Annotated in this window: 10 protein-coding genes and 1 tRNA gene; 8 read left to right on the top strand and 3 right to left on the bottom strand. The window is 67.8% G+C overall.

All coding sequences use genetic code 11. The features are described from left to right. Window positions 1-18 precede the first annotated feature (18 nt). From ACQ450_RS01870 to ACQ450_RS01860, 3 genes are all read left to right on the top strand, one after another. Window positions 19-94, top strand: a tRNA-Glu gene (locus ACQ450_RS01870). A 258-nt stretch (window positions 95-352) separates the two neighbouring features. Beyond that, window positions 353-1,345, top strand: a complete 993-nt coding sequence (locus tag ACQ450_RS01865) for an RHS repeat-associated core domain-containing protein (protein WP_431470281.1) — start codon at window positions 353-355, stop codon at window positions 1,343-1,345. Window positions 1,346-2,102: 757 nt separating this feature from the next. Then, window positions 2,103-2,273: a sigma factor-like helix-turn-helix DNA-binding protein gene (locus ACQ450_RS01860; protein ID WP_431470280.1), complete on the top strand. Its 171-nt coding sequence runs from the start codon at window positions 2,103-2,105 to the stop codon at window positions 2,271-2,273. Between the two features lie 458 nt (window positions 2,274-2,731). Here the strand turns inward: ACQ450_RS01860 and ACQ450_RS01855 are convergent, their stop codons facing one another. Both ACQ450_RS01855 and ACQ450_RS01850 read right to left on the bottom strand, forming a co-directional pair. Beyond that, window positions 2,732-16,048, bottom strand: coding sequence for an autotransporter-associated beta strand repeat-containing protein (locus ACQ450_RS01855; protein ID WP_431470279.1), 13,317 nt, complete (start codon window positions 16,046-16,048; stop codon window positions 2,732-2,734). Window positions 16,049-16,294: 246 nt separating this feature from the next. Next, entirely contained in the window at window positions 16,295-16,909 is a 615-nt protein-coding gene (locus ACQ450_RS01850) for a TetR/AcrR family transcriptional regulator (protein ID WP_431470278.1), read from the bottom strand. Window positions 16,910-17,177: 268 nt separating this feature from the next. On the opposite strand from ACQ450_RS01850, the gene ACQ450_RS01845 reads away from it, so the two are divergent. Next, the gene (locus ACQ450_RS01845) at window positions 17,178-18,824 is read left to right on the top strand and encodes an FAD-binding dehydrogenase (protein ID WP_431470277.1); all 1,647 of its coding nucleotides are present in this window, start codon (window positions 17,178-17,180) and stop codon (window positions 18,822-18,824) included. A gap of 73 nt (window positions 18,825-18,897) precedes the next feature. Here the strand turns inward: ACQ450_RS01845 and alaS are convergent, their stop codons facing one another. Beyond that, window positions 18,898-21,492, bottom strand: a complete 2,595-nt coding sequence (gene alaS / locus ACQ450_RS01840; protein ID WP_431470276.1) for an alanine--tRNA ligase — start codon at window positions 21,490-21,492, stop codon at window positions 18,898-18,900. Between the two features lie 419 nt (window positions 21,493-21,911). On the opposite strand from alaS, the gene ACQ450_RS01835 reads away from it, so the two are divergent. From ACQ450_RS01835 to ACQ450_RS01820, 4 genes are all read left to right on the top strand, one after another. Further along, window positions 21,912-22,871 carry a calcium/sodium antiporter gene (locus ACQ450_RS01835; protein ID WP_431470275.1) on the top strand — a complete coding sequence of 320 codons (960 nt, stop codon included), beginning with the start codon at window positions 21,912-21,914 and terminating at the stop codon, window positions 22,869-22,871. 97 nt (window positions 22,872-22,968) lie between these two features. Further along, window positions 22,969-24,024, top strand: coding sequence for a 4-hydroxyphenylpyruvate dioxygenase (hppD, locus tag ACQ450_RS01830; RefSeq protein WP_431470274.1), 1,056 nt, complete (start codon window positions 22,969-22,971; stop codon window positions 24,022-24,024). A 173-nt stretch (window positions 24,025-24,197) separates the two neighbouring features. Further along, window positions 24,198-25,475 carry a homogentisate 1,2-dioxygenase gene (hmgA, locus tag ACQ450_RS01825; protein ID WP_431470273.1) on the top strand — a complete coding sequence of 426 codons (1,278 nt, stop codon included), beginning with the start codon at window positions 24,198-24,200 and terminating at the stop codon, window positions 25,473-25,475. 134 nt (window positions 25,476-25,609) lie between these two features. After that, window positions 25,610-25,963 carry a Rieske (2Fe-2S) protein gene (locus tag ACQ450_RS01820; RefSeq protein ID WP_431470272.1) on the top strand — a complete coding sequence of 118 codons (354 nt, stop codon included), beginning with the start codon at window positions 25,610-25,612 and terminating at the stop codon, window positions 25,961-25,963. The last annotated feature ends 41 nt before the right edge of the window (window positions 25,964-26,004 follow it).

Here is a 26,004-nt window from a genome sequence, read left to right as displayed (position 1 = left end):
CCGCTTCCGCACAAGCACGGCCCCTTCGTCTAGCGGTCTAGGACGTCGCCCTCTCACGGCGAAAACACGGGTTCGAGTCCCGTAGGGGTCACCAGATTGCCTTCCCAAGGCATCCCAGAATGTGCCGTAAATGGCTGTTTTCCCTTGCGGCGTTGCCGGTGATCGCGATCGAAGCGGCTGAGACCCGCGGCGCGGCTGACGGCGATCGGAGCGAGTCCGATCGGCTATGACCTGCGCGGGAACCTCACCAGTTCGAACGCCATCGGCTACGGCTATAATCTCGACAATCTGCTCACCGGCATGTCGAACGGCGTGACGTTCAGCTACGATCCGCTGGGTCGCCTGACGAGCTATGGCAGCACTGCTCAGACGCGGTTCCTGTATGACGGCGTTGAGATCGCCGGCGAGTACGACAGCGGGCACGCTGCTGAAGCGCTATGTATCAGCGCCGGGGATCGACGATCCGCTCGTCTGGTACGAAGGCGCGGGAACGGCCGACCGGCGGTTCCTGGTCCCCGACGAGCGCGGCTCGATCATCGCGGTCACCAACGCAAGCGGCGCGCCGATCGCGAACGGGATCAACAGCTACGACGAGTTCGGGATCCCGGGCGCGAACAATAGCGGCCGGTTCCAGTACACCGGCCAGGCGTGGCTTCCCGAAGCCGGCCTCTACTATTACAAGGCCCGCATGTACTCGCCCAGCCTAGGCAGGTTCCTGCAGACCGACCCCATCGGCTACAGCGACGGCATGAACATGTATGCCTATGTCGGGAACGATCCGATCAATGCGACGGATCCGCTGGGGCTGATGGAAAAGGACATCACCGTAATTGGAAGAGCTCCAGATCCTGGACGGGGCTTCGACCTTTTAAGTTGGCTTTTCGTGGACCACTTGTTTGGAGACTGGGTGGCACCGGACATAGTCGTAACCGCGCCCATCATCGAATGCGAGGAGGGCGAACGGCTGCGGCGCGGTCGCTGCGTTCCCGCACAGCAGGCAGTGCCGCAAAATGTTGAGGGCGAAGAGATCGTCGTCACCGCGAGAAGGACTGATCTCACGAAGTGTCTACTAGCAGTCGGTGGAGCCGGGCTAGAGGGCTTCACTGACCCAATTTCGATAGTTGCCGGCGCAGGTAAATCCATCTTTGAGGCACGTGAGAGGATTGGCGAAGGAGATTACGGGCGCAGGCTGGATGGAAGCCGCTTTCCTCGAACTTGGGGTCATGCCGCGCGCCTTGGTCTACGAAGATTTATACCAGGCTATTTTCAAGCCAGCGTTATCGTCGGAGGAGTGAAGGCAACCTTTGAACTTTTCTCAAATCCAGCATGCGGGCTTTCAGAATGACTCGTAATTGGCCGTTATTACTGATCGTTCTTATCGCAGCTGTCAGCTTTCAGTTGCTCAAAGTAAACTATCATGACAGAGGTTTAGTAGCCGCCCTGGTGCTTACTGGACTTTTTCTGGCCTATGTTCTGTATGATCTGATATCTGGAAAGCGGCCGGTTGGTAGACTTCATGTTCTACTTGGTGCACCCATCGCGAGCCTTCTTGTTCTGCTGGCGGTACGGGATGCAGTAGGACTACCCCAAGTGGCAATTTGGGCAATCTTTGCGGGCATAACTGTGATGTGCGTTGGGTTCGCGTCACGAACAGGGAGGGCAAGATAAAAGGAATGGCTCCCCCTATGGTGTAAGCCATTGTCTGCACATCGTTTTTATGGAGACAGGTGGCGCCATGAGCGAGACTCTGGCGCTATTTTGTTGCCGGATCGGCGCTAAGCGCTTGAATCTCTTGCCGCTTTAGCTGCTTTGCGATGGAGATATGGCCGCGCGGGTGCGCAGCCAGGTCGCTCCGCTCCCGCCGTGCCTGCGGCCCAGCCAATGCGGTCGGCGCGGTTCCCGCGCCGGCGTGAGGCCTCGGCCAGCGAGATGGGCGGTCGCTTCCCTCTAGCCCCGCCGCGGCGTGCCGCAACCGGCTGCGCCGGTCCTTCACGATGTTACGGCCCCGCGGGTGCGCCCCGCCTCTGACGGCGGGGCTGCCGGTCCGCTCTTGCCGCCCACCCCGCCGCCCAAGGCACGGGGGGCAGGCAGGGAGAAAGGACATGGAAGACGATCTGGACGAACTCCGCCGCCGTCTCGACACGCTGGAAACGTTGCCGCGCGCGGTGTTCCTGCTGCACCGGATCGATGCGTTCGATTATGGCGAGATCGGCTATCGGCTCGGGAGGAATAGACGAGCAGCGAGGTACATGACCCCCCGCGAGCACAACTGATCGGCGCGCCCGAAGGCGGCGACTAGCGCCCCCTCAGCCGCCATTCCTCAATCGCGCAATGGCCCATCGCATCCGACACATCTGCTGGTATCTCTGATGGTATCGCTCGCGCCGAAAGGGCGGATTTCTCCCTCGTTTCAAAGCATTAGGTAAAGGACCAGACTCCCGTAGGGGTCACCAGATTGCCTTCCCAGCAAGGCTTTGCACCCGAATCAATGGCATGCCCCCGCCCGCGCGTCTGGCCGACCAGCAGACCGCGCTCGGCATGCTCGAGTTACAAAGCCCGGCACATCCTGAAACCCGGCCCGTCGGCGCGGCAATTCCCGCTTGCGATCGCCTCGAGTTGCCTCCGCGCGTCCAGCTGTTCGCGCGCGCAAAGCCGAAGGGGGCAGCAAGGCCTCTGGCGCCCCCCTTCCGCACGCGGAACTATCAATGCGAGCGGATCGCAGAGCCTTGCGTCAGAACTGAACGGTCAGCCCGGCGCGCACGCCGTGATCCTCGCTCCTGCTCCCGAAAGCGCCGTCATAGTCCAGGCGGATGCTCGTCCGCTGCCCGACGTCCACACCGATCCCCAGATTGACCGTCGCCAGGCTGCGCTCGATGCCCAGCCCGCGGACCCGGAACGCGGGACCGCTGCCGAAGCTGAAATCGGCCGAGGGGATGCGATCGCTCAGCACATGCCGCGTCGCGACGGCGGCATCCAGATGCATGCCGACGCTGCCGACATCGAAGGCGCTCGACGCGCGGACGCCGATCGTCCCGAAGCTGGCACTGAAGCCATCGGTGCGCGTGCGGAGCGCCACGAGCTCTGCGCGCTCCTGAAGTGCCGCACCGGAGACGGTGACATGCGCGATCCCGGCAAAGGGTTCGAGCGAAAAGCCACCATAATCGTGCTGGTAGCCGATTTCGCCGAACAGCTGCGCCGTGCTCATCGCATGGTCGGCATTGGCGGCATCCGAGATCGCTCCGAACGCGACGCGGCGCGACGCATTCACCTCGTGCGCGGCATAGCCGGCGCCGAGCGTTACATGGAACCCGCCGTAGCTGCCCGCCGCATAGCCGCCGACATGCATCGTCTCGACCAGCTGCTCGGCTCCGGCGTCGGTCCGCAGCTCGGTCGTGCTGTATCCGGCGGCGGCGCCGATGCGCCAGTTGGCCCCCAGCGCGCCTTCGACGCCCGCGATCAGTCCTTCGACCGAACGGTCGTATCCCGAAGCGTTGCCATCGCCCTCGGCGCTTCGCCACGAACCCAGCACCTGGCCCCAGATGGCGGAGCCTTCGACGGCCCCGCCCACCGCCCCGCGCGCAGCGAACGCGTCGCGCAGGAAGCGGCTGTCCTCGACCAACGCACCGCGCAGCGTGACATGATCCTCGCCCGACAACTGATCGAACGCCCCGCGCGCGTCCTCCGCCGAGAGGTTGGCGACCGCCGTGTACAGCGGCGTGCCGAAGCCGAGATCCTCGACCGCGACGGCGGTGCTCCGCTGGTTGAAGCTGCGCGCCACCCGGTCGAACGACACGTCGTTGCGCTGCATCCGCAGCACCACGCTGTTCGCCGCATAGCGGAGCGCGGGGGTGAGGAAGGCAAGATCGCTCGTCACGCCGCCAAACGTCCCCTGCACGCCGCCCTGAGCGGTGAGGATGGTATAGTCGGTCTGCGGCGCGTAGTTCCCGCCGCTGCCGATGGCGACCACCCGGGCTCCTCCCAGCGTCGCCGTTCCCGTGACGTCGATACGGTCGACCTGCCCCAGCGGATTGAACTCGACCTGATAGGTGCCGGACGCGCCGAACACGAGATCGCCGTCGACGCGCAGCGCGCCGATCGAATTGCCCGGCGCGATCGTGCCCTCCACCGTGGTCGAACCGATGGTGCCGTTGCCCATCAGCGTACCGCCGCTGGCGACGAACAGCCGTCCTCCGAGCGTGCCGTTGACCGACAGCATGGTGCTTGTGCCGCTTTCGCCGATCGTCGTCAGACCCTGGAAGCCGCTCGACGCCGCGGTGAGCTGGACCACACCGCCACCGAGGAACCGGATCGAGCCGGCTCCGGTGATGCTCCCGGCATAGACGCCATTGGTCGCCTGATCGAAGGTGAACGTCGCGTTCGCCGCGATGTCGAGATCGCCGGTGAACAGCGCGCTCGTCGACACCAAATCGCCCGCCAGCAACGACCAGTCGGCGCTGTTCGTCCCGGTGAGCCGGAGCGCGCCCGCGCCCTGCTTCACCAGCGTGCCACTGCCGGAAATTGCTCCACCGAAGCTGGCGTCGCCCGCCTGATCGAAGACGACGGTGCCCGCAGTGTCGATATCGCCGCGGATCGAGGCGGCGTTGCCGACCAGCGTGCCCGCCTGAACGATCGTGCCGCCGGTATAGCTGTTGGCCCCGGTCAGCACGAGCGTGCCGAGATCGGTCTTCACCAGCGCCGCGCTGCCGCCGATCGCGGCGTCGATCGTAGCGGTGAAGCCCGCACCCGTCGCGCTGCCGTCACCCACCCGCACGATCGCCCGCTCGCCCGAAAGCATCAGCGCGTCGCCGGCAAGGCGATAGCCGTCGCTCGCGAACTGCATGCCGGTCGCGATCACCGCGCCTGCCGAGCCGTCGATGCGCACCGTACCGGCAGCGCCCTGGAAAATGGCGAAGCCGGGTCGCGGCGTCATGGCATTGTTCACGCGGCCGTCGGCACCGGTCCAGTTGCGGCCGCTGTTCGACCAGCTTCCCGAGCCGCCGTCGACGCTGCCGTTGTTGGCATTGGCGGCATTGCCGCCGTCCCAGAAATGCAGCGTCACGCCCGAACTGTTGACGAGGTTGACCTGGTTCGCGACCGCAGTCTGCACATAGGCATCGTCCGCCGAGCTGCCGCCCGGCAGCGTGCCGATCGCCAGTCCACGATCGGTGAGCGCGCCGGCATAGTCGAACAGCCGGTAGACGCCGACGCCGAATCCGCCGAGATCGGTGACGTTGAGCGTGCCGTCGAGCGTCAGATCGCCCGCGACGCTGAACAATGCCTGCGTGCCGGACCCGCCGAGCGTCACGTCGACGATCGAGCCCGAGGACAGTGCAAGTGCCCCCATCGCGAGAGTCTGCCCCTGAATACCCGCCAGCGTTGCGCCATCGGCCAGCGCCACGCGCCCGCCGATCGTTCCGGTGCCGGCCAGCGTGGCACCGCCCTGCACGTCGAGCGTCGACTGGCTGGCGCCGAGCACGCCGTTCACCGCGAGCCTGCCGGCGGTCACGAAAGTCGCGCCGGTGAAGCCGCTGCTGTTGCCCGAGAGCGTCAGCGCCCCCGCCCCGATCTGGCGAAGCGTTCCGGCTCCGCTGATCGAGCCCGCAAAATCGAACGCGTCGGCACGTGCGAAGGCAAGCGCTCCCGCCAGATCGACCACACCCGACAGGCTGCCGCCGGTGCCGAGCTGGAGCGTTCCCTGCGTGATCGCCGTGCCGCCGCCATGCGCCAGCGCGCCGGTGACCAGCAGCGTGCCGCTGCCCGCCTGCACGACCCGCCCGCTGCCGGTGACCGTGCCCGCGAAGGTCGCCGCGTCCGAGCGGTCGAACGCCAACACCCCGGCATTGGCGATGCTGCCCGCGATCGAGCCGGTCGTGCCGCCGTTGCCGATCCGCAACGTGCCTGCGGAGATGGTGGTACCGCCACCGTGCGTCGCGGCTCCGGCGAGCACCAGCGTGCCGCTGCCCGCCTGGACCAGCGCACCGCTGCCGGCGATGTTGCCGGCGACGGTCAGGCTGTCCGAACGATCGAACGCGAGCGTGCCGTTGTTCGTCACATTGCCCGCGAGCGACCCCGTGGTCCCTCCGGCCCCGACGCGCAGCGTGCCCGCGGCGATCGTCGTGCCGCCGCCATGGGTCGCGCTTCCAGTCAAGGTCAGCGTGCCGCCGCCGGCCTTCACCAGAGCGCCGGCGCCGCTGATCGCACCGCCAAAAACGAAGGCATCCGAACGGTCGAAGGCGAGCGTGGCGTTATTGACGACGTTGCCCGTGATCGCGCCGACGGTTCCACCGTTGCCGATCTGCAGCGTCCCGCTGCCGATCGTCGTCCCGCCCGAATAGCTGTTGGTGCCGGTGAGGACCAGCGTGCCGAGGTCGCTCTTGGCGAGTCCGCCGGTGCCGACCAGCGCGTTCGCCAGCGTGGCGCGAATGCCCGCCCCCGCCGCGCTGCCGTCGCCGACGCGGACGACCGTCTGCGCGTCGGCGAGCGTGATGGCGTCGCCGGTGACGGTATAGCCGTCCACAGCGAACTGCATGCCGGTGACGCCGATCGCGCCCGCGCTGCCGTCCACCGTCACTGCGCCTGCCGCGCCCTGGAACACGGCGAAGGTCGGATTGGGGCTGTAGCGACCGTTGAGCGTGCCGTCGGCGTTGGTCCAGCCAAGGCCGTCGGCGCGCCAGACGCCGGTGCCGCCGTCGATCCTTCCGTTGTCGATGTTGGCGGCTGCCGCGCCGTCCCAGAAGCTGAGCGTCACGCCCGTCGTGCTGACGAGGTTCACCTGGCCGGCCACCGCGGTCTGCACGCGCAGGTCGGTTGAGCCGACGCCGGTGGGCGTGCCGCCGATCTCGAGCCCGTTGTCGGTCAGCGTGCCGCCATAGTCGAACAGGCGGTAGATGCCGCTGCCGAAGCCGCCGAGATCCAGCACGCCCAGCGTGCCGTCGAGCGTCAGGTCGCCGCCGATACGATACACCGCCGCACCGCTCGGCGCGCCCAGGCCGACGTCGACGAACGACCTGGCCGAAAGCGTGAGCGCGCCCATCGTCAGCGGCTGCCCCTGCATTGCCGATAGCGTGGCATTGCCGACGAAAACGCGCCCGGCAACGCTGCCGCTGCCGCCGAAGACGCCGCCGCCCACGGTCACGTCGCCCGCGAGCGATCCGCCCGAAAGCACCAGCGAACCGCGCTCGATGCGCGTGCCGCCGGTGTAGCTGTGCGCCGTCGAGAGGACGAGCGTGCCGCTCCCGGCCTGCACGAGCGATCCGCTGCCCGATACGGTGCCGCCGAAGGCGACCGATCTGGCGCGGTCGAAGACCAGCGTGCCGTTGTTCACGACATCGCCCGCGAGCGCGCCGGTCATGCCGCCGTTGCCGATCCGCAGCGTGCCGCTCGCGATCGTCGTGCCGCCGCTGTGAGTCGCGGCGCCGGTCAGCGTCAGCGTGTCGCTCCCGGCCTGCACCAGCATACCGGTGCCACTGATTGCGCCGCCGAAAGTCGCTGCGTCCGAACGATTGAACGCCAGCGTGGCGTTGGTCACGACATCGCCGATGATCGAGCCCGACGTGCCGCCATCGCCGATCTGCAGCACACCGCCCGAGACGGTCGTTCCGCCGGTATAGCTGTTCGCACCAGCAAGAATCAGCGTGCCGAGATCGCTCTTGACGAGCCCGCCGGCTCCACCGAGCACGTTCGCGATCGTCGCGCGCGTGGCAGCGCCGGCGGTGCTGCCGTCGCCGACCCGAACGATCGACTGCGGATCGGCAAGCGTGATCGTATCGCCCGAGAGGCTGTAGCCATCGACTGCGAACTGCATGCCGGTGACGCCGATCGCGCCGCCGCTGCCGTCCACCGTCACTGCCCCGGCGCTTCCCTGGAAGATCGCGAAGCTCGGGTTCGGCGAATAGCGGCCGTTGACGCTGCCATCCGCGCTGGTCCAGCCGCGCAGATCCGCGCGCCAGGTGCCGGCGCCGCCGTCGACGACTCCGTTATTCGCATTGGCGGCGGCGCTGCCGTCCCAGAAGCTCAGCGTCGCGCCCGCCGTGCTGACGAGATTCACGCGGTTGGCGGTCGAGGTCTGCACCCAAAGGTCGGCCGCGACGATGCCCGCGGGAAGCGTGCCGAACGCGATTCCGTTGTCGGTCAGCGTGCCGCCATAATCGAACAGGCGATAGATCCCGGCGCCGAAGCCGCCGAGATCGGTGACGGTGAGCGTGCCGTCGAGCGTCAGGTCGCCGGCGACCGAGAACAGCGCGCCGCCGCTCGTCGGAGCGCCCAGCCCAACGTGAACGGTCGAACCGCTGTCGAGCGCAAGCGCGCCCATCGAGAGCAACTGCCCCTGCCCGCCCGCAAGCGTACCGTTGCCCATCGTGACCCGGCCCGCGATCGAGCCGACGCCGCCCAGCATCCCGCCGACGACGGAAACATCGCCCTGAAGCGAAATCCCGGCAAGCGCCAGTCCGCCCGCCTCGACGCGCGTTCCGCCCGTGAAGCTGTGGCTGCTGGTGAGCAGCAGGAGGCCGCTGCCCGCCTGCACCAGGCTCCCGGTACCGCTGATCGACCCCGAGAAGTCGGTGGTGTCGGACCGATTGAACACCAGCGTTCCGCTGTTGATGACGGGGCCCATCAGCACGCCGGTCGTGCCGCCGTCGCCGATCTGGAGCGTACCGCCGGCAACGGTCGTGCCGCCGTCGTGACGCGCGCTGCCGGTCAGCACCAGCGTACCCGAGCCCGCATGGACGAGCCGGCCGGCGCCGCTGATCGCGCCGCCGTAGCGCAGCGTGTCCGAACGATCGAAAACCAGCGTGCCGCTGTTCGAGACCGAACCGATGATCGCGCCGCTCGTGCCGCCGTCGCCGATCCGCAGCGTGCCGCCCGCGATCGTCGTGCCGCCTGCGAAGCTGTTGTTGCCCGTCAGCGTCAGCACGTTGGTGCCCAGCTTCTGCAGCGAGCCCGTGCCGCTGATCGTTCCGGCGAAGCTGACGTCGTCCGAGCGATTGAAGATCAGCGTACCCGCAGTGACGACATTGCCGGCGAGCGAACCGCTCGTGCCACCGTTGCCGATCTGCAGCGCGCCCGAGGCGATGCTCGTGCCGCCGCTGTGCGTCACGCCACCGGTCAGCACCAGCGTGCCACTGCCGGTCTTCACCAGCCAGCCGGTGCCGCTGATCGCGCCTGCGAAGCCGAACATGTCGGAGCGGTCGAACGCGAGAGTCCCGTTGTTAACCACGTCGCCGGCGAGCGAGCCCGCGGTCCCGCCGTCGCCGATCCGGAGCGTGCCGCTCGCGATCGTGGTGCCGCCGCTGTGCGTCGCTGCACCTGCCAGGATGAGCGTGCCGCTGCCCGCCTGGACCAGCCGCCCGCTGCCGCTGATCGCTCCGCCGAAGGTGACGAAGTCCGAACGGTTGAATGCCAGCGTGCTGTTGGTCACGACATCGCCGGCGAGCGACCCGCTCGTGCCGCCGCCGCCGATCTGCAACATGCCCGCCGACACCGTCGTGCCGCCACTGTGCGTCACGTCACCGGTGAGCAGCAGCGCGCCCGCGCCTGCCTTCACAAGCTGACCGCTGCCGCTGATCGTGCCGCCGAAGCTGGACGTATCCGAGCGGTCGAAGGTCAGCGTTCCGTCGTTGATGATGGCCCCGACCAGCGATCCGCTGGTCCCGCCGTCGCCGATCCGCAGCGTGCCCGCTGCGATCGTCGTGCCGCCGGCATAGCTGTGATCGGCGGTCAGCGTCAGCGTGTTGGCGCCCAGCTTCTCAAGCGAGCCCGTGCCGCTGATCGTGCCACCGAACGTGACGTCGCCCATCTGGTGGAACGCCAGCACGCCCTCGTTGACCACATCGCCCGCAAGCGAGCCGGTCACGCCGTTGCCCACGCGCAGCGTGCCGCTTGCGATCGTGGTGCGGCCGCTGTGCGTGGCGGCTCCCGCCAGCACCAGCGTCCCGCTGCCTTGCTGCACCAGCTGACCGGTGCCGCTGATCGCACCCGTGAAGCTGTGGCTGTCGGAACGGTCGAAGACGAGCGTGCCGTTGGTGACCACGTCGCCCGCCAGCGATCCGCCGGTCGCGCCGTCGCCTACGCGGAGCGTGCCCGCGGCAACCGTCGTGCCGCCGCTGTGCGTCGCCGCGCCCGTCAGCACCAGCGTGCCGCTGCCCGCCTGCACGAGTTGCCCGGTGCCGCTGATCGGGCCGCCGAACGTCACCAGGTCCGAGCGGTTGAACGCCAGCGTGCCGTTGGTCACGACATCCGCCGCGATCGAGCCGGTCGTGCCGCCTCCGCCGACCTGCAGCATGCCCGCCGCGATCGTGGTGCCGCCGCTGTGCAGCGCATCGCCGGTCAGCACCAGCGTGCCTGCGCCCGCCTTGACGAGCCTCCCGGCGCCGCTGATCGTGCCGCCATAGCTCGACGTGTCCGAACGCTCGAAGGTCAGCGTGCCGCTGTTGGCGATCGGTCCCGTGATCGTGCCGGTCGTGCCGCCATTGCCGATCCGCAGCGTGCCGCCGAGGATCGTCGTGCCCCCGGCGAAGCTGTTCTCGCCCGTCAGCGTCAGCACATTCGTACCCAGCTTCTGCAGCGATCCGGTGCCGCTGATGGCCCCGCCGAACGTCACATCGTCCGAACGCTGGAAGGCCAGCACGCCATTGTTCACGACGCTGCCGACGATCGAGCCGATGGTGCCGCCGTTGCCGATCTGCAGTGTGCCGCCAGCGATCGTCGTGCCGCCCGTATAGCTGTTGTCGTTGAGCAGACGAAGCGTGCCCGGCCCCGCCTGGGTCAGGCTGCCGCTGCCCGCCACCGAATGGGAGAAACTGAAGAAATCGCTCCGTGCGAACACCAGCGCGCCATCGTTCTGGACATCGCTCTCGAGCGCACCGATCGTGCCGCCATTGCCGACCTGGAGCGTGCCGACCGCAAGGATCTGCGTGCCGCCGCCAGGCCGGACGAGATTGGTCAGGATCGTCTTGCCGGCCATCTGGCGAAGCACGCCCGTCCCGACGACCCGGCTGTCGAACGTCCATTCGTCGCGATGGAATGCCAGCACGCCGTCGTTGGTGATCGTTCCGGAAATCGATCCGGTGCTGCCCCCGTCGCCGATCTGAAGCGTTCCGCCCGTGATCTGCGCGCCGCCGTCGAGCAGGACCGCACCGGTCAGTACCATTGTGCCGGTGCCTGCCTTGTGCAGGGCGCCCTGGCCGCTGATCGCGCCCGACACCGTAAAATCACCGGCACCCTCGCCGACCAGCGTACCCTCGACCTCGATCGATCGGGATGCGAGCGAGCCGCCGAGCCTGAGCGTGCTTCCGCCATCGATGTAGGTGGCGCCGGTGTAACTCTGCGCGCCGGTCAGCGTCATGAACGCCGCATCGCTGACGCGAACCGTCCCCGTCCCGGAAATCGTTCCGTTGAACGTTCCCGGACTGGCAAAGACCAACCGGTCCTGGTTCACGATATCGCCGACAACCGAGCCCGTGTTGAGTACGAGCTGACCGCTCGTGATCACGGTTCCGCCGGTATAGGTGTTCGCTCCGCGCAACGTCACCAGCTGGCCGCCGCGCACTTCCACGCTGCCGCTGCCGGAGATGACGCCGTCCATCACCGTCGCGTTCGAGCGATCGAACACCAGCGCGCCGTTGTTCACGACCGGGCTGACGTACAGCGTCTCGAATCCGCCCGCGCCCGATCCGACGAGGCGCAATGTCCCCGAATCGATGACGGTGTTCGAATAGAGTCCGTTCATCGTCAGCGTGCCGGCGCCGCGCTTGATCACGTTCTGCGCGCTGACGATGCTGCCCGTGAAGGCATGGTCGTCCGACCGGTTGAACACGATGTCGCCGGCCGCGGTGATCGCGCCCTGGATCGACCCGCTGGTCCCGCCATCGCCGATCTGCAGCGTTCCCGTGCCGCTCACGGTGCCGCCGCCATGCGATGCCGCGCCGGTCAGGACCAGCGTGCCCGATCCGGCATGCTGCAAGCTGCCGGCACCGGCGATCTCGGACGAAAGCACGAGATCGTTGGAGCGGTTGGCAATCAGCGTGCCGCCCGACATCAGGTTGATCGTGCCCGACGCCAGCGATCCGGTCGTCCCGCCGTCGCCGAGCCGCAGCGTTCCGCCGACGTTCGTGCGGCCCGTGAAGCTGCTGTCGGCAGTGAGGATCAGTTCACCCGTACCCTGCTGGAACACGCCCGAGCCGGAAATCGTGCCGGTGAAGGTGTTCGACCCTGCGCGGCTGATGGTGAACACGCCGTTGTTGACGACGTTACCGGCGATCCAGGCGTTCGTGCCGGAAATCCACAGCTGGCTTCCGTTGTCGATGGTCGTGCCGCCGGTATAGGTGTTGGTGGCGGTGAGGGTGAGTTGAATCCCGCCCGATACCTCCACCCGGCCAAAGCCCGAAATCACACCCGACTGGGTGAGCATGCCGGTTCGATTGTAGCGCAGCCTGCCGTTGTTGATGACGAGACCGGTGATCGAGCCGCTCGCGCCGCCGTCGCCGATCTGCAGCGTCCCACCCACAATCACCGTTCCGCCGCTGTAGGTATTCGCGCCAGTGAGGATCTGAGTGCCCGAACCAAGCTTTTGAAGCGCGCCGACACCGGCCAGGCTTCCCGAATAGCTTCCGTCGGCGTTATTGGCTCCAACCGCCAGATTGTTCCCGCCGGTAGTCACGGTGCCCGCTCCGGACAGCGCGCCGATCTGGCCTCCGCTCAGCGCGAGTGTGGCGCCGCTCGCTACCGTATAGCTGCTCCTGCTCGACGCCGCACCGGCGTTGGCGAGATTGAGACGACCCGCCTGAACGACGGTGTCGCCCGAATAATTATTGCTTCCCGACAGCGTCAGCGTGCCATCACCCGTCTTGCTGAGTGAACCGCTGCCGATCGCGCCCGACTGAGTCGCGGAGCCGCCGGTCTGGTTCAGCGTCAGCGTCCCGCTCAGCGCATTGCTGATCGCGGCACCGCTGGCATAGTCCAGAACGCCGCCGGTCATCGAGACGGCGCCGCTGCCCAGCGCGCCGGTGGAGACGCGCAACGTGCCCGCCTCGATGCGGACGCCGCCGCTGTTCTGGTTCGCCTGGGTGAGCACCAGTGTCCCCAGGTCGGTCTTCACCAGCGTGCCGAAACCCTGGATCGTCGAGTTGATCGTGGCGGTGTAGCCTGCACCCGCGCTGGTGCCGTCGCCCACGCGAAAGATGCGGTCGCCAGGGCTGAGATAAACGATGTCGCCGCCAAGGCTATAGCCGTCCGACGCGAACTGCATTCCGGTGAACTGGACCGGCGTGGGGTCCTCCCAGAAGTTCGCCGGCGGCGTCGACTGCAGGGTCACCGTGCCCGGCGTGCCCTGGAAGACCGCGAAGCCCGGGACGGGCTGCATCGGCGCGGTGACGAGACCATTGGCGTCGGTCCAGCCAACGCCGCTGTTCGACCAGGTGCCGCTGCCGCCGTTGACCGCGCCGTTGTTCCACAGCGCCGGATCGCCGCCGTCCCAGAATTGCAGCGTCAGCCCAGTCGAGTTGACCAGGTTGACCTGATAGTCGACCGCGGTCTGGATCGAAAGCGCCGTGCCGACGGGTTTGTTGCCGATCGAGATGGCGCCCGAACCGTCCAGGAAGTCGGTATAGTCGATCAGGCGATACACGCCGGGTCCGAACCCGCCGGCATCGGTCACGTCGACGACCGCGCCGTTCAGCGTGACCGCGCCATTGACCTGAATGCGATCGCTCGCGCCGGACGCCCCGGGCGCGCCGAGTTGAAATGCCATCCGCGATCCCGAGCTCATGTTGAGCCCGCCGACCGTCAGCGTCCCGACGCCTGCCGCACCCGGCGCAATCGTGCCGCCCGAAGCAACAGTGACCGTCCGAGTCGTCGACCCGACGCCACCGAACGCGGCGCCGTTCGCCACTGCGAGGGTGCCGGTGCCGCTGATCAGGCCATCCAGCACGACACTGCCGCCGTTGATCGCGAACGCACCGCTGTGAATCGTGGCGCCGGTGATCGTCAGCGTGCCGCTTCCGGCCTTGACGAGGCCGAGCACCCCGCTGCCGTTCCGAATCGTTCCGGAGAAGGTCGTCGATTCCGATCCGGAGATCGTCAGGGTCCGGCCGGTGCCATTGTTGGTCACCGTTCCCGATCCGGCCAGCGAAGCGACTTGCTGGTTGAAGCCGCCGATGTCGAGCGTGCCGTCGACCGTCGTTGCGCCGCTGCCGAAGGCATTGGTCGCGCCGCCGATCAGCGTCCCGGCCAGGACCGCCGTCCCGCCGCTGAACGTATTCGCCTCGCTTAGCGTCAGCGTGCCGCTTCCCGCCTTGGCGAGCGCGCCCGGGCCGGAAATGATCCCGCCGAAGCTGGTGCTGGTGCCGTTCCCCGTGGTGAGCAGCTGTCCCGCGGCGATCTCGACATAGCCGCCCGAAGTGCCGCCGCCGGAAAGCGCGCCGATCGTCTCCGAATTGAGGACGAGCAGCCGGGCACTGCCCACATTGCCGAGCGTGACGGCGCCGCCGTCCGCGATGGCGCTGCCGCCGCGCAGCTCCAGCGTCCCCGCGCTGATCCGCGTTTCGCCGGTATAGCTGTTGATGCCGCTGAGGACGAGCGTGCCGAGATCGTTCTTCTCGAGCCCGCCCGAACCGGCAAGAATCGTGTCGATCGTCGCGCGCCAGCCGCTGCCGGCGCTGGTGCCGTCGCCGACGCGAAGGTTGGTCAGGGTGCTCGCGAGATCGAGCGTTCCGCCCTCCAGCCGATAACCGTCGGTGGCGAACTGCATTCCGGTCAGTCCGATCGCGCCGGCGCTGGTATCGAGGGTGACTGTGCCGGCCGAACCCGCGAAGATCGCCAGACCGGGATTGGGGCTGAAGCCGCCGATCGCCACGCCGCCCGAATTCGTCCATGCGTTGCCGGACGAGTCGGCGGTCCAGGTGCCGCTTCCGCCCTGGATCACCCCATCGCCGTGCAGCGCGGGGTTGTTGCCGTCCCAGAAGGCGTAGTTCGGCGCAGCGGCGTTGAACAGGTTCACCTGCCCCGCAACTGCGGTCTGGATCTCGAGCTTGGAGGCGTCGGTTCCCGTCGGAAGCGCGCCGAGCGCCAGACCCTGATCGTTCAGCGCGCCGGTATAGCTGATGAGCCGGTAGAGACCACCGCCGAAGCCGTCGCCCACACCCGTGTTGGTGATGTCGAGCGTGCCGTCGAGCGTCAGGTTGCCGTTCACGACCAGCAGATCGTTCGTCGTGCCGCCGATCTCGACCGGCGCACCGAGATCGAATGCCAGGATGCTGCCGCCGGACAGCGAAAGGCCGCCCATCGTGAGCGTGCCGACCGCCCCGTCACCGCCGGGGGAAAGCCTGGCCCCATCCGCGACGGTGACGGACCCGGCGGAGGAGCCGACGCCACCCAGCGTCCCGCCCTGCACGTCGATTGCGCCGCCAAGCGACCCGTCCAGCAGCAGCGTGCCGCCGACGACGCGGGCAACACCGCCGAAGCCGCTGCTGTCGCCGCTAAGTCGCGTTATGCCGCTCGACTGCAGGATCGTGCCCGCGTCCCACAGTCCGACCATTCCGATCGTGAAGTCGTATGGAGCCGTGCTGCCGTGCGCGAACTCCAGCACGCTGGTCGCGCTGCTGAACACGATCGAACCGGCGCTGACGCTGCTGGCTGCGCTGCCGATCCGCAGTCGACCGGTCCCTGTGGTGTTGCTGGAGAGATAGATGCTGCCTGTGCCGGTCAAGCCCACGCGCAGCGCGGCGGCACCGTTCAGATTGACGGTTCCGGTGCCGCCGTCCGACCCGATGATCAGGTCGCCGTTCGAATTCCATCCGCCCGTCGCGTTGATCGTGCCGTCGCCGCCCGGCCGATGGCCGACCCGCATCGTGCCGGTGTTGGTATAGGTGCCGCCGGTGCCGAGGTTCAGCGTGCCGGAGGTGCCGTCGCCGACATAGACATCGGCGTTTTCGGTCACCGTGCCATTGTAGCTGGTATTGGAGTTGTGAACGATGACCGCCTGAGCACGCGCGACTTGCGGCGCCGTCAGTGCGGTTCCGGAAAGCAGAAGTCCTGCGGCAATCGCGCGCATACGGATCGGGCGCACAGCCCCGTTCGGAGCCGCAACAACGATACGACGCATTTTCTCTGCCCCCCTGCCGGACGCTCGGACTCAGAGCGACTCCGCGTGCGGCGGTACGCTCGACACCGCCACCGCACAACGCGAAAAGAAGCGCGCTTGATCGGCGTTAAGCATTTTTAAAGACATGCCGAATTGCACCACTCGCGGATTCGGACACGCCGGCGCACAGCCTCCGGGCTGGAAGCGGCGCCCGTCTCAGCGCGTGGCGGAAGGCGACGCGAGCAGCGGAAGAAGCTGGGTGACCAGGGTGCGCGTGGCTTCGTCACCCTGTCCCAGCATCGGGCGCAGGTGCGGCCCGATCACCGCATCGCCGAACGCGCAGATCGCGATGAGCAGGACGAGCCCGCGCGTGCGCTCCTCGTCGCCCGGGGCATCGGGCAGCCGCGCGCGCACCGCCTCGACCAGATCGACCACTGCATCGCGCAGCAGGTCGAAATGCTCGAACTCGCGGCTCAGCGCGAGCCAGGCGGCAAGCTGACCCGCCCCGCCCTCGCCGAACGCATCGAACACATGGTCGACCAGCCGGGTCGGCGCCGCCGCATCGACGTGGAGCGCGCTCACCGCATCGGCTAGCGCATCGGCCAGATCGCGGATCATATATTCCATCAGCGCCGTCTGGAGCCCCGCCGCCGAGCCGAAATGATGGATCACATTGGTGTGCGACATCTCGATCGCGCGGCCGACATTGGCCAGCGTGACCGCCGCCGGCCCTCGCTCGATCAGCAGCGCGCGCGCCGCATCGAGCGCCTCGCTGCGCGCTTCCTCGGCGCTGCGCTTGCGCCGCTTCGGCTGCGGCGAGGACTGAGGCATGGAACGGATCTCCGAGCAATCAGGCAAATCAATCCCCTCCTGCGCCCCCACCTGCGCCAAGGCAACTCCACGCCCGACGGCGGACTTCCGATCCGGCGTTCGGGCCGCACGCGCGATTGACAGCCTCGAAGTGTATTGACACCAATGTCAATGTTAAAGCCGACGGGCAGAGGCAGGCGAGCCGGAACGGTGGTATATTCGATCGCGCCAGCGGCTGGAGGCGATGCCCCTCGGCCCGGATGCGCATGGAGCAGGGGGAGGCGCAATAATGGACGCAGACGTGATCGTGGTGGGCGCGGGGCTTGCCGGGCTGGTCGCCGCCACCGAAGTCGTGGCTGGCGGCGCGACCGTGCTCGTGGTCGAACAGGAGCCCGAGGCGAACCTCGGCGGACAGGCATTCTGGTCGCTGGGCGGGCTGTTCCTGGTCGACAGCCCCGAGCAGCGCCGCATGGGCATCCGCGACAGCCTGGATCTCGCATGGCAGGACTGGATCGGAACCGCAGGCTTCGACCGCGAGGAGGATCATTGGCCGCGCCGATGGGCCGAGGCCTATGTCACCTTCGCGGCGACCGAAAAGCGCGACTGGCTCCGCAGCAAGGGGCACCGGCTGTTCCCGATCGTCGGCTGGGCCGAGCGCGGCGACGGCAGCGCCACCGGCCACGGCAATTCGGTGCCGCGTTTCCACGTCACCTGGGGAACCGGCCCGGGCATCGTCGAGCCCTTCGCCAGGCTTGCGCGCGAGGCCGAGCGCGCGGGCACGCTGCGCTTCGCCTGGCGCCACCGTGTCGATGCGATCGAGCGGAGCGGCGGCCGCGTCACCGGCGTCTCGGGCCGCGTGCTCGAACCGAGCGCCGCGCCGCGCGGCACCGGCAGCTCGCGCGTGGAGACCGGCGATTTCAGCTTCTCCGCGGGCTCGGTGATCGTCGCTTCGGGCGGCATCGGCGGCGATTTCGCGCGCGTGCGAAGCGCCTGGCCCGATCGACTCGGAACGCCACCCGAGTTTCTGGTGCGCGGCGTACCGGAGCATGTCGACGGGCGGATGATCGAGATCACGCAAGCGGCGGGCGGGCGGGTGATCAATCCCGATCGCATGTGGCACTATGTCGAGGGCCTCCGGAACTGGGACCCGATCTGGAACGGCCACGGCATCCGGATCCTGCCGGGGCCCTCGTCGATGTGGTTCGATGCCGCCGGCGATCGGCTGCCCGCGCCGTACCTGCCCGGCTACGATACGCTCGGCACGCTCGAGCATCTGATGCGCGGCGGCAATCCGCACAGCTGGTTCGTTCTCAACCAGTCGATCATCCGCAAGGAATTCGCGCTTTCGGGCTCGGAGCAGAATCCCGATCTCACCGGGCGCAGCTGGCGCAAGGTGGCGGGCCGCGCGGTCGGCCGCAGCGCGCCGGGTCCGGTCGAGGCGTTCAAGCGCCACGGCGAGGACTTCGTCGTCGCCGACGATCTGAGGACGCTGGTCGCGGGCATGAACCGCATCGCCGGCGCGCATTCGCTCGATCTTGCGCGGATCGAGTCCGCGATCGCCGCGCGCGATCGCGAGCTTGCGAATGATTTTTCCAAGGACTTCCAGGTGATGGGCATCCACAATGCCCGCCGCGCCCGCACCGAACGGCTGTTCCGCACCGCCAGGCCTCGCCGCATCCTCGATCCCGGGGAAGGGCCGCTGATCGCGGTTCGCCTGAACATCCTCACTCGCAAGACGCTGGGCGGGCTGGAGACCGATCTGGACGCGCAGGTATTGGGCGCCGACGGCAATCCCGTACCCGGCCTGTTCGCGGTGGGCGAAGCCGCCGGTTTCGGCGGCGGCGGCGTGCACGGATACCGCTCGCTCGAAGGCACTTTCTTGGGCGGCTGCCTCTTCAGCGGCCGCGCTGCCGGACGCGCGGCAGCGCAGGGCTGAACGCAGGCGGTGTGCCGTGCGGGCCGGAGCCCGTTCGGCAGCCGCCCGTCTGCGTCAGCTCACGCGAGTTGCCTCAGGCCGCCGCTGGCGCGAGCGCGCGTGCCTCGGCAAGCAGCTCGTCGAGCTTCGCCACATTCGTCCCGGCGCCGGCCGCGAGCGTATCCTTGCCGCCGCCCCGCCCGTCGATGATCGGCAGCAGCCGCTTGAGCATCTGCCCGGCATGCCAGGGCGGAGCGCAATCATTGTGCACGGCGATCGTCACATTCGCGCGGTCTTCAGCCGTCACAAGCACCACGACCCCGCCGATCGCCCGCGCCGTGTCGAGCGCCAGCCCACGCAGTGCCTCGGCGGGCGCCTCGATCCGGGCGATGACCGCGGGGGTGCCGTCGGCCAGCGCAGCGGCCTGGCTCGCCAGTGCCTCCGGGCTCGGCCCGGCGGCTGCGGCGCCTGCTGCCGGAGCTTCGCGCTTGGCCATCAGCTTCTCGACCCGGCCTTCGAGTTCCTCGGGCTTGGCGTTGAGCTTGGCGGCGACGCGCTGGAGCAGCCGGTCGTGGTCGCGCAGCAGCCGATAGGCCGCACGCCCGGTCACTGCCTGAATCCGGCGAACACCACGCGCGACGCTGCCTTCGGACAGGATCACGAACGGGCCGATCTCTCCGGTCGCGCCGACATGGGTGCCGCCGCACAGCTCCATCGAAACGTCGCCGAACGTCACCGTGCGAACCTCGGCGCCGTATTTGTCGCCGAAGAACGCGAGCGCGCCCGCCTCGACTGCCTCGTCATAGCCCATCTTGCGCTCGACCTGCGGCAGATTGGCGAGGATCGCGTCGTTGACCATCTCCTCGATCGTCGCGAGCGTCTCGTCGGACAGCTTTTCGCCATAGGTGAAGTCGAAGCGGAGCCGATCGCCGTCGACGCGCGATCCGGCCTGGCCGACGTTGGTGCCGAGCACCTTGCGGAGCGCCGCGTGCAGCAGGTGAGTCGCGCTGTGGTTCCCCTGCACCTGGTGACGATGCTGGCCGTCGACGGCGAGATGCACGCGCTGCCCCTCGCGCACGCTGCCCTCACGGACGGTGCACTGATGCGCGAATACGCCGGGCGAGCCCTGGACCACGTCGTGCACTTCGATGAGCAGGCCGTCGGCCGTGATCGCGCCGCGGTCGCCGATCTGCCCGCCGCCCTCGGCGTAGAAGGGCGTCCGATCGAGCACGAGCACGATTTCCTCGTCCGCCTGCGCGGACTCGACGCGCTCCTCCTTGCGGAAGAGGCCCAGCACATTGCCGTCGGCTTCCAGATGCCGGTACCCGACGAATTCGGTCTGCGGCAGGTGCTCCATCGCCGCGGCCACGCCCGAGCCGGTTTCCTTGTCCTTCAGCGCGCGCGACAGTTCCTGATGCTCGGCGAACGCTTCCTGGAAGCCGGCTTCGTCGAAGCTGCCGCCGCGCGTGAGGGCATATTCGCGGATCGTGTCGACCGGCAGGCCATAGGTGCCGAACAGCTTGAACGCAGTGGCGCCGTCGATATGCCCTTCGCCCTTGGCATAGGCGTCCTCCAGCTTGCCCAGCCCGGCGGTGAGCGTCGCCTCGAATTCCTCCTGCTCGCGCGCGAACACCGCCTTGATCTCGTCGCGCCGCTCGGCGACGTGCGGATTCCATTCGCCGGCATTGTCGATCGCGATCTCAACCATCGCGGCAAAGTCGAATTCCGGCGCCCGCTGCCGTGCCGCCGCGACTGCGCGGCGCACCAATCGGCGCGGAATATAACCGGGGCCGCTGGCGGCGGGCTTCACGCGATCGGCGAAGATCATCGTCGCCGCGCGCACGTGATCGGAGATCAGCCGCACCGACCGGTCCGAGGTCGGCAGGTCGAGCTGCGCCGAGGCAAAGCTCGTCAGCGGGCTCAGCAGGTCGGTCTCGTACACCGTCTCGACGCCGTTCAGCGCCATCAGGATGCGCTCGACGCCCGATCCGGTGTCCACGCTGCGCATGTCGAGCGGCTCGAGGCCGCTCGGCAGCTTGTTGTACTGCATGAACACGCCGGCGTTCCAGATCTCGATATAGCGGTTCACGTCGTCGAAATGGCCGCCCGGCACGTAGCGTTCGCCATAGGCATCGCCGGTGTCGTAGAACACCTCGGTACAGGGGCCGCACGGGCCGAACTCGCCTGCCGGCCCCCAGAAATTGTCCGCGCCCATCGGAATGATGTGGTCGGCCGCCATGCCGACCCGTTCCCAGATGCCGGCCGACTCGTCGTCGCCCGGGATGCCGAGTTCCGGATCGCCGCGATAATAGGTCGCATAGAGCGATTCGGGCGGGAAGCCGAAGTGCTTCGTCAGCAGCTCCCAGGCGAGCGCGATCGCCTCTTCCTTCCAATAGCCGCCGATCGACCAGGAACCCATCATCTCGAAGAAGGTCAGATGGTGCCGGTCACCCACTTCCTCGATGTCGTTGGTGCGCACGCACCGCTGAATATCGCAGAGCTCGGGCTGCGGCGGGCGCTCGGTTCCGAGAAAATAGGATTTGAGCGGCGCCATCCCGGAATTGATGAACAGAAGCGAAGGATCGTTGTTAGGGACCACCGAATGTCCCGGAATCCTCAAATGCTTCTTCTGCTCGAAGAAGTTCAGGAAGGTATTGACTACTTCACGGCTGCTGATCGAGCGAATCATCGAGATACTTTTCTAGCCTTGTGGGTTGCCTGGCGCGTTCGCTCCCTGATATCGCCTGTGATGGCGGTGATCCACCAATTTTCTCCCGCAGCGGCGAAAGCCGAGCTCTGGGCGCATGCGCTCGCCTCGTCCGATCGGACGCTGCGACAGCGGTTCGCGGCCATCGTGCCCGCCGCAGCACCGGGGGCGGTTGACAAGCGGCCGGCGCTACACGATCTGGATCGGCGCGGACCGGGCCCCTCTGGCGGCGCCATTCGATGGCATCGTGATGTCGGCCGCATCGAGCGCGCTCGGTGCAGGTTCGGCCGGTCCCCGAACCCTCCCCCTCCGAGCCTCGCCGACGCGCGCTCGATCGATGATGTTCATCGACGGAGGTCGGCAATGTCAATTCACATGATTCACATTCGGAACGCACGCGCATGATCCTGTTCGCATCGATCGTGGGCGGGCTGCTGCTGCTCGTTGCCGGAGGCGAAGCGCTGGTGCGCGGCGCAGTGCGTCTCGCTGCGCTCGCGCGCCTGTCGCCGCTCGTGGTCGGGCTGGTCGTCGTCGGCTTCGGCACATCGACGCCCGAACTCGTCACCAGCATCGAGGCCGCCCTGCTCGGCTCGCCCGGCATCGCCTGGGGCAATGTCGTCGGATCGAACCTCGCCAACACGCTCCTGATCCTCGGCCTCGCGGCAGTCCTGGCGCCGTTCGCAGTCACGCGCGCCTCTCTCGGCCGCGACGGCATCATGGCGCTTGCCGCGACAGCGCTGCTGTTCATCCTTGCCCTCCAGGGGCCGGTCGGCACGCTGGCGGGCGTGGCGCTGCTCGGGCTGCTCGCCGGCTATCTCGTCCTCGCCTATCGCAACGAGCGTGCGGCCGCGGCGCCCGCGACCGGAGCGGCGGAAGCCGATGCGCCCGCCGCACGCCGCGGCGGCGCGGGTGCCGCGCTCCTGGTGCTCGGCGGACTCGCGTTGCTGGTCTTCGGAGGCAATCTGCTCGTCGGCGGTGCGATCGAACTGGCCGAGCGGCTCGGCATGTCCGAGGCGCTGATCGGCCTCACCATCGTCGCGGTCGGCACCTCGCTGCCCGAACTCGTCACTTCGGTGATCGCCGCGCTGCGCCGCCATGGCGAAGTCGCGTTCGGCAATGTCGTCGGGTCCAACATCTACAATCTGCTCGGCATCGGCGGCATGACTGCGCTCGTCGCCCCTGGAGCGCTTCCGCCCGAGCTGCTGACGCGCGATCTGCCGATCCTGCTCGGAACCGCGCTGCTGATGCTGCTCCTGGGTCTGCGGCTGCGCTACGGCCGCGCCGCGGGCGGTCTCCTCCTGGCGGGCTATGCCGGCTATCTCGGCTATGTCGTCGCCACGGCGGCAGGGACCTCCGGATAGGAACCTGCGTTCTCCTGAAGAGAAGCGGCGCAACTGGTATCATTTGACACTAGTTGCGCCGCTACGGTATCCGCCGGCCCGAACAGGAGAGCGCAGCATGACCGACCAGACCAATCCGCTCGGCCTCAACGGCTTCGAGTTCGTCGAATTCACCTCGCCCGATCCCCAGGCGATGGAGGATCATTTCCGGCGCCTGGGCTTCGTCCCCGCCGCGACGCACCCGACCAAGGACATCGTCCGGTTCCGCCAGGGCCGCATCAACCTGCTGCTCAATCGCGAGCCGACCGGCCAGGCCGCCGACTTCCGCGCGGCGCACGGCCCGTCCGCCAGCGGCATGGCGTTCCGCGTCGGCGATCCGGCGGGCGCGCGTCAGGCCGCGCTCGATCACGGCGCCAAGCCGGTCGACGAGACGATCGGAGCGCTCGGCGAAGGCAGCTGCGCGATCGAGGGGATCGGCGGCAGCTATCTCTATCTCGTCCAGGACGATGCGGACCTCTACGCCGACTGGAACGAAGTTCCCGGCTGGGAGGAAGAGGCGCGCAAGAACGGCGTCGGCCTCGACATGCTCGACCACCTCACCCACAATGTCCGCCGCGGACAGATGCGCGTCTGGTCGGAATTCTATTCCAAGCTCTTCCACTTCGAGGAGCAGAAATATTTCGACATCAAGGGCAAGGCGACCGGGCTGTTCAGCCAGGCGATGATCGCCCCCGACAAGGCGATCCGCATCCCGCTCAACGAAAGCCAGGACGAGAACAGCCAGATCGAGGAGTTCATCCGCGAATATAAGGGCGAAGGCATCCAGCACCTCGCGCTGACCACGGACGACATCTACGAAACGGTCGAGAAGCTGCGCGAGCGCGGCGTGCGCCTGCAAGACACGATCGAGACCTATTACGAGCTGGTCGACAAACGCGTGCCGAACCACGGCGAAGACCTCGACCGGATGAAGAAGAACCGCATCCTGATCGACGGCTCGACCGAAGAGGGCATCCTCCTCCAGATCTTCACCGAGAATATGTTCGGCCCGATCTTTTTCGAGATCATCCAGCGCAAGGGCAACGAAGGTTTCGGCAACGGCAATTTCCAGGCGCTGTTCGAATCGATCGAGTTCGACCAGATCCGCCGCGGCGTGATCAAGGTCGATGCCTGAGCCGCGCGCTCTGCGCATGCGGGGCACGCACAGTTTGGAGGGGAGAGCCGGGACATAACCCGGCCCCAAGTTTTCCCTTCCTCCACAGGAAGGGAAGGCCGCAGGAGGATGAGGGGGAAGCCGGCGCTTTCCCCTCATCCGACTTCTCGTGCACGTGACTAGGACGAGGCCGCATGACTTCCTATTTCCCCGGGTTCGGCAACCACGTCAGCACCGAAGCGGTGCCTGGCGCGCTGCCGGAGGGCCGCAATTCGCCGCAGAAGCCCCCCTTCGGCCTCTATGCCGAGCAGCTGTCGGGCAGCGCCTTCACCGCGCCGCGCCACGAGAACCGGCGCAGCTGGCTCTACCGCCTGCGTCCCACCGCAGAGCATCCGCCCTATACGCGCTATGAAGGCGCGCAGCGCTTCGCCCCCGGCACGGTCGACGGACCGGTCGCTCCGAACCGCCTGCGCTGGTCGCCGCTCGAAGGTCCGAGCGCGCCGACCGACCTGATCGACGGCATGACGACGATGCTCGCCAACCGCGACCCCGCGGACCTGGAGGGCGTCGCCGTCCATCTCTATGCCGCCAACAAGGACATGGACCGCCGCGTATTCGTCGATTCCGACGGCGAGCTGCTGTTCCTGCCGCAGCAGGGCCGCCTCACCCTGCTCACCGAGCTTGGCCGCATCGACATCGCTCCCGGCCAGATCGCGCTCGTCCCGCGCGGCGTGAAGTTCCGCGCGCTGCTTCCCGACGGCGAAGCGCGCGGCTATGTCGCCGAGAATCACGGCAGCCTGTTTCGCCTGCCCGATCTCGGCCCAATCGGTGCCAATGGCCTGGCCAATCCGCGCGATTTCGAAACCCCCTCCGCCTGGTTCGAGGACCGCGACGAGCCGACCGAAGTGGTCCAGAAATATCTCGGCAGCCTCTGGACGATGACGCTCGACCACAGCCCGCTCGACGTCGTGGCGTGGCACGGCAATCTCGCGCCCTGGCGCTATGATCTGTCGCGGTTCAACACGATCAACACGGTCAGTTTCGACCATCCCGATCCCTCGATCTTCACCGTGCTCACCTCGCCCAGCGACGTGCCCGGCCGCGCCAACGCCGATTTCGTGATCTTCCCGCCGCGCTGGATGGTCGCGGAGGACACCTTCCGACCACCCTGGTTCCATCGCAACGTGATGAGCGAGGCGATGGGCCTGATCCACGGCGCCTATGACGCCAAGGCCGAGGGCTTCGCGCCCGGCGGCCTCTCGCTCCACAATCTGATGGCGGGTCACGGCCCCGACAAGGCGAGCTGGGAAGCCGCGTCGAGCGCCGATCTCCAGCCGCACAAAATCGAAGGCACCATGGCCTTCATGGTCGAAAGCTGCTGGCCCTATCGCCCGACGCGCTTCGCGCTCGATACGGCGCAGCCGGACTATGACGCCGCGTGGAAGGACTTTCCCAAGGCAAGACTACCGTGAAGATCCTCCCCGGCACGGGGAGGGGGACCATGCGCAGCATGGTGGAAGGGGCTAGCCCCAAGCGCTCCGCCTGCCGCCAACCCCCTCCACCGGCCTGCGGCCGGTCCCCCTCCCCGCAAGCGGGGAGGAACTGAGTGGAGCGCCTCACCGCCACCCCCGCCGGAGTCGCGCTGGGCCCGCTCGACGCCATCGCCGACGGGCGCGCGCGTAGCTTCGTGCTCGAGATGAAGGCCGGCCGCTTCCATGGCTTCGTCGTCCGCCGGGGCGCCGCCGTATACGGCTATGTCGACCGTTGCCCGCACCAGGGCCTGCCGCTTGCGCAGCAACTTGATCGCTATGTGACCGACGCGGGCGACCGCATCTTCTGCTCGTGGCATGGCGCCACCTTCGCGATCGACGATGGCCGCTGCCTCGGCGGACCATGCACCGGTTCACGCCTCACCGCCTGGCCGGTCGGAGTGGAGGACGGGATCATCATGACGCGCTGAGGCGTTAGCGCTCGATTCTCCAATCGGAAAATCGACCTTCG

Source organism: Sphingosinithalassobacter sp. LHW66-3 (genome assembly GCF_050703275.1).
Taxonomy (GTDB): Bacteria; Pseudomonadota; Alphaproteobacteria; order Sphingomonadales; family Sphingomonadaceae; genus Sphingomonas.
The sequence above is the reverse complement of the archived record's forward strand: the minus strand, read 5'-3'. Positions and strand labels throughout refer to the sequence as shown.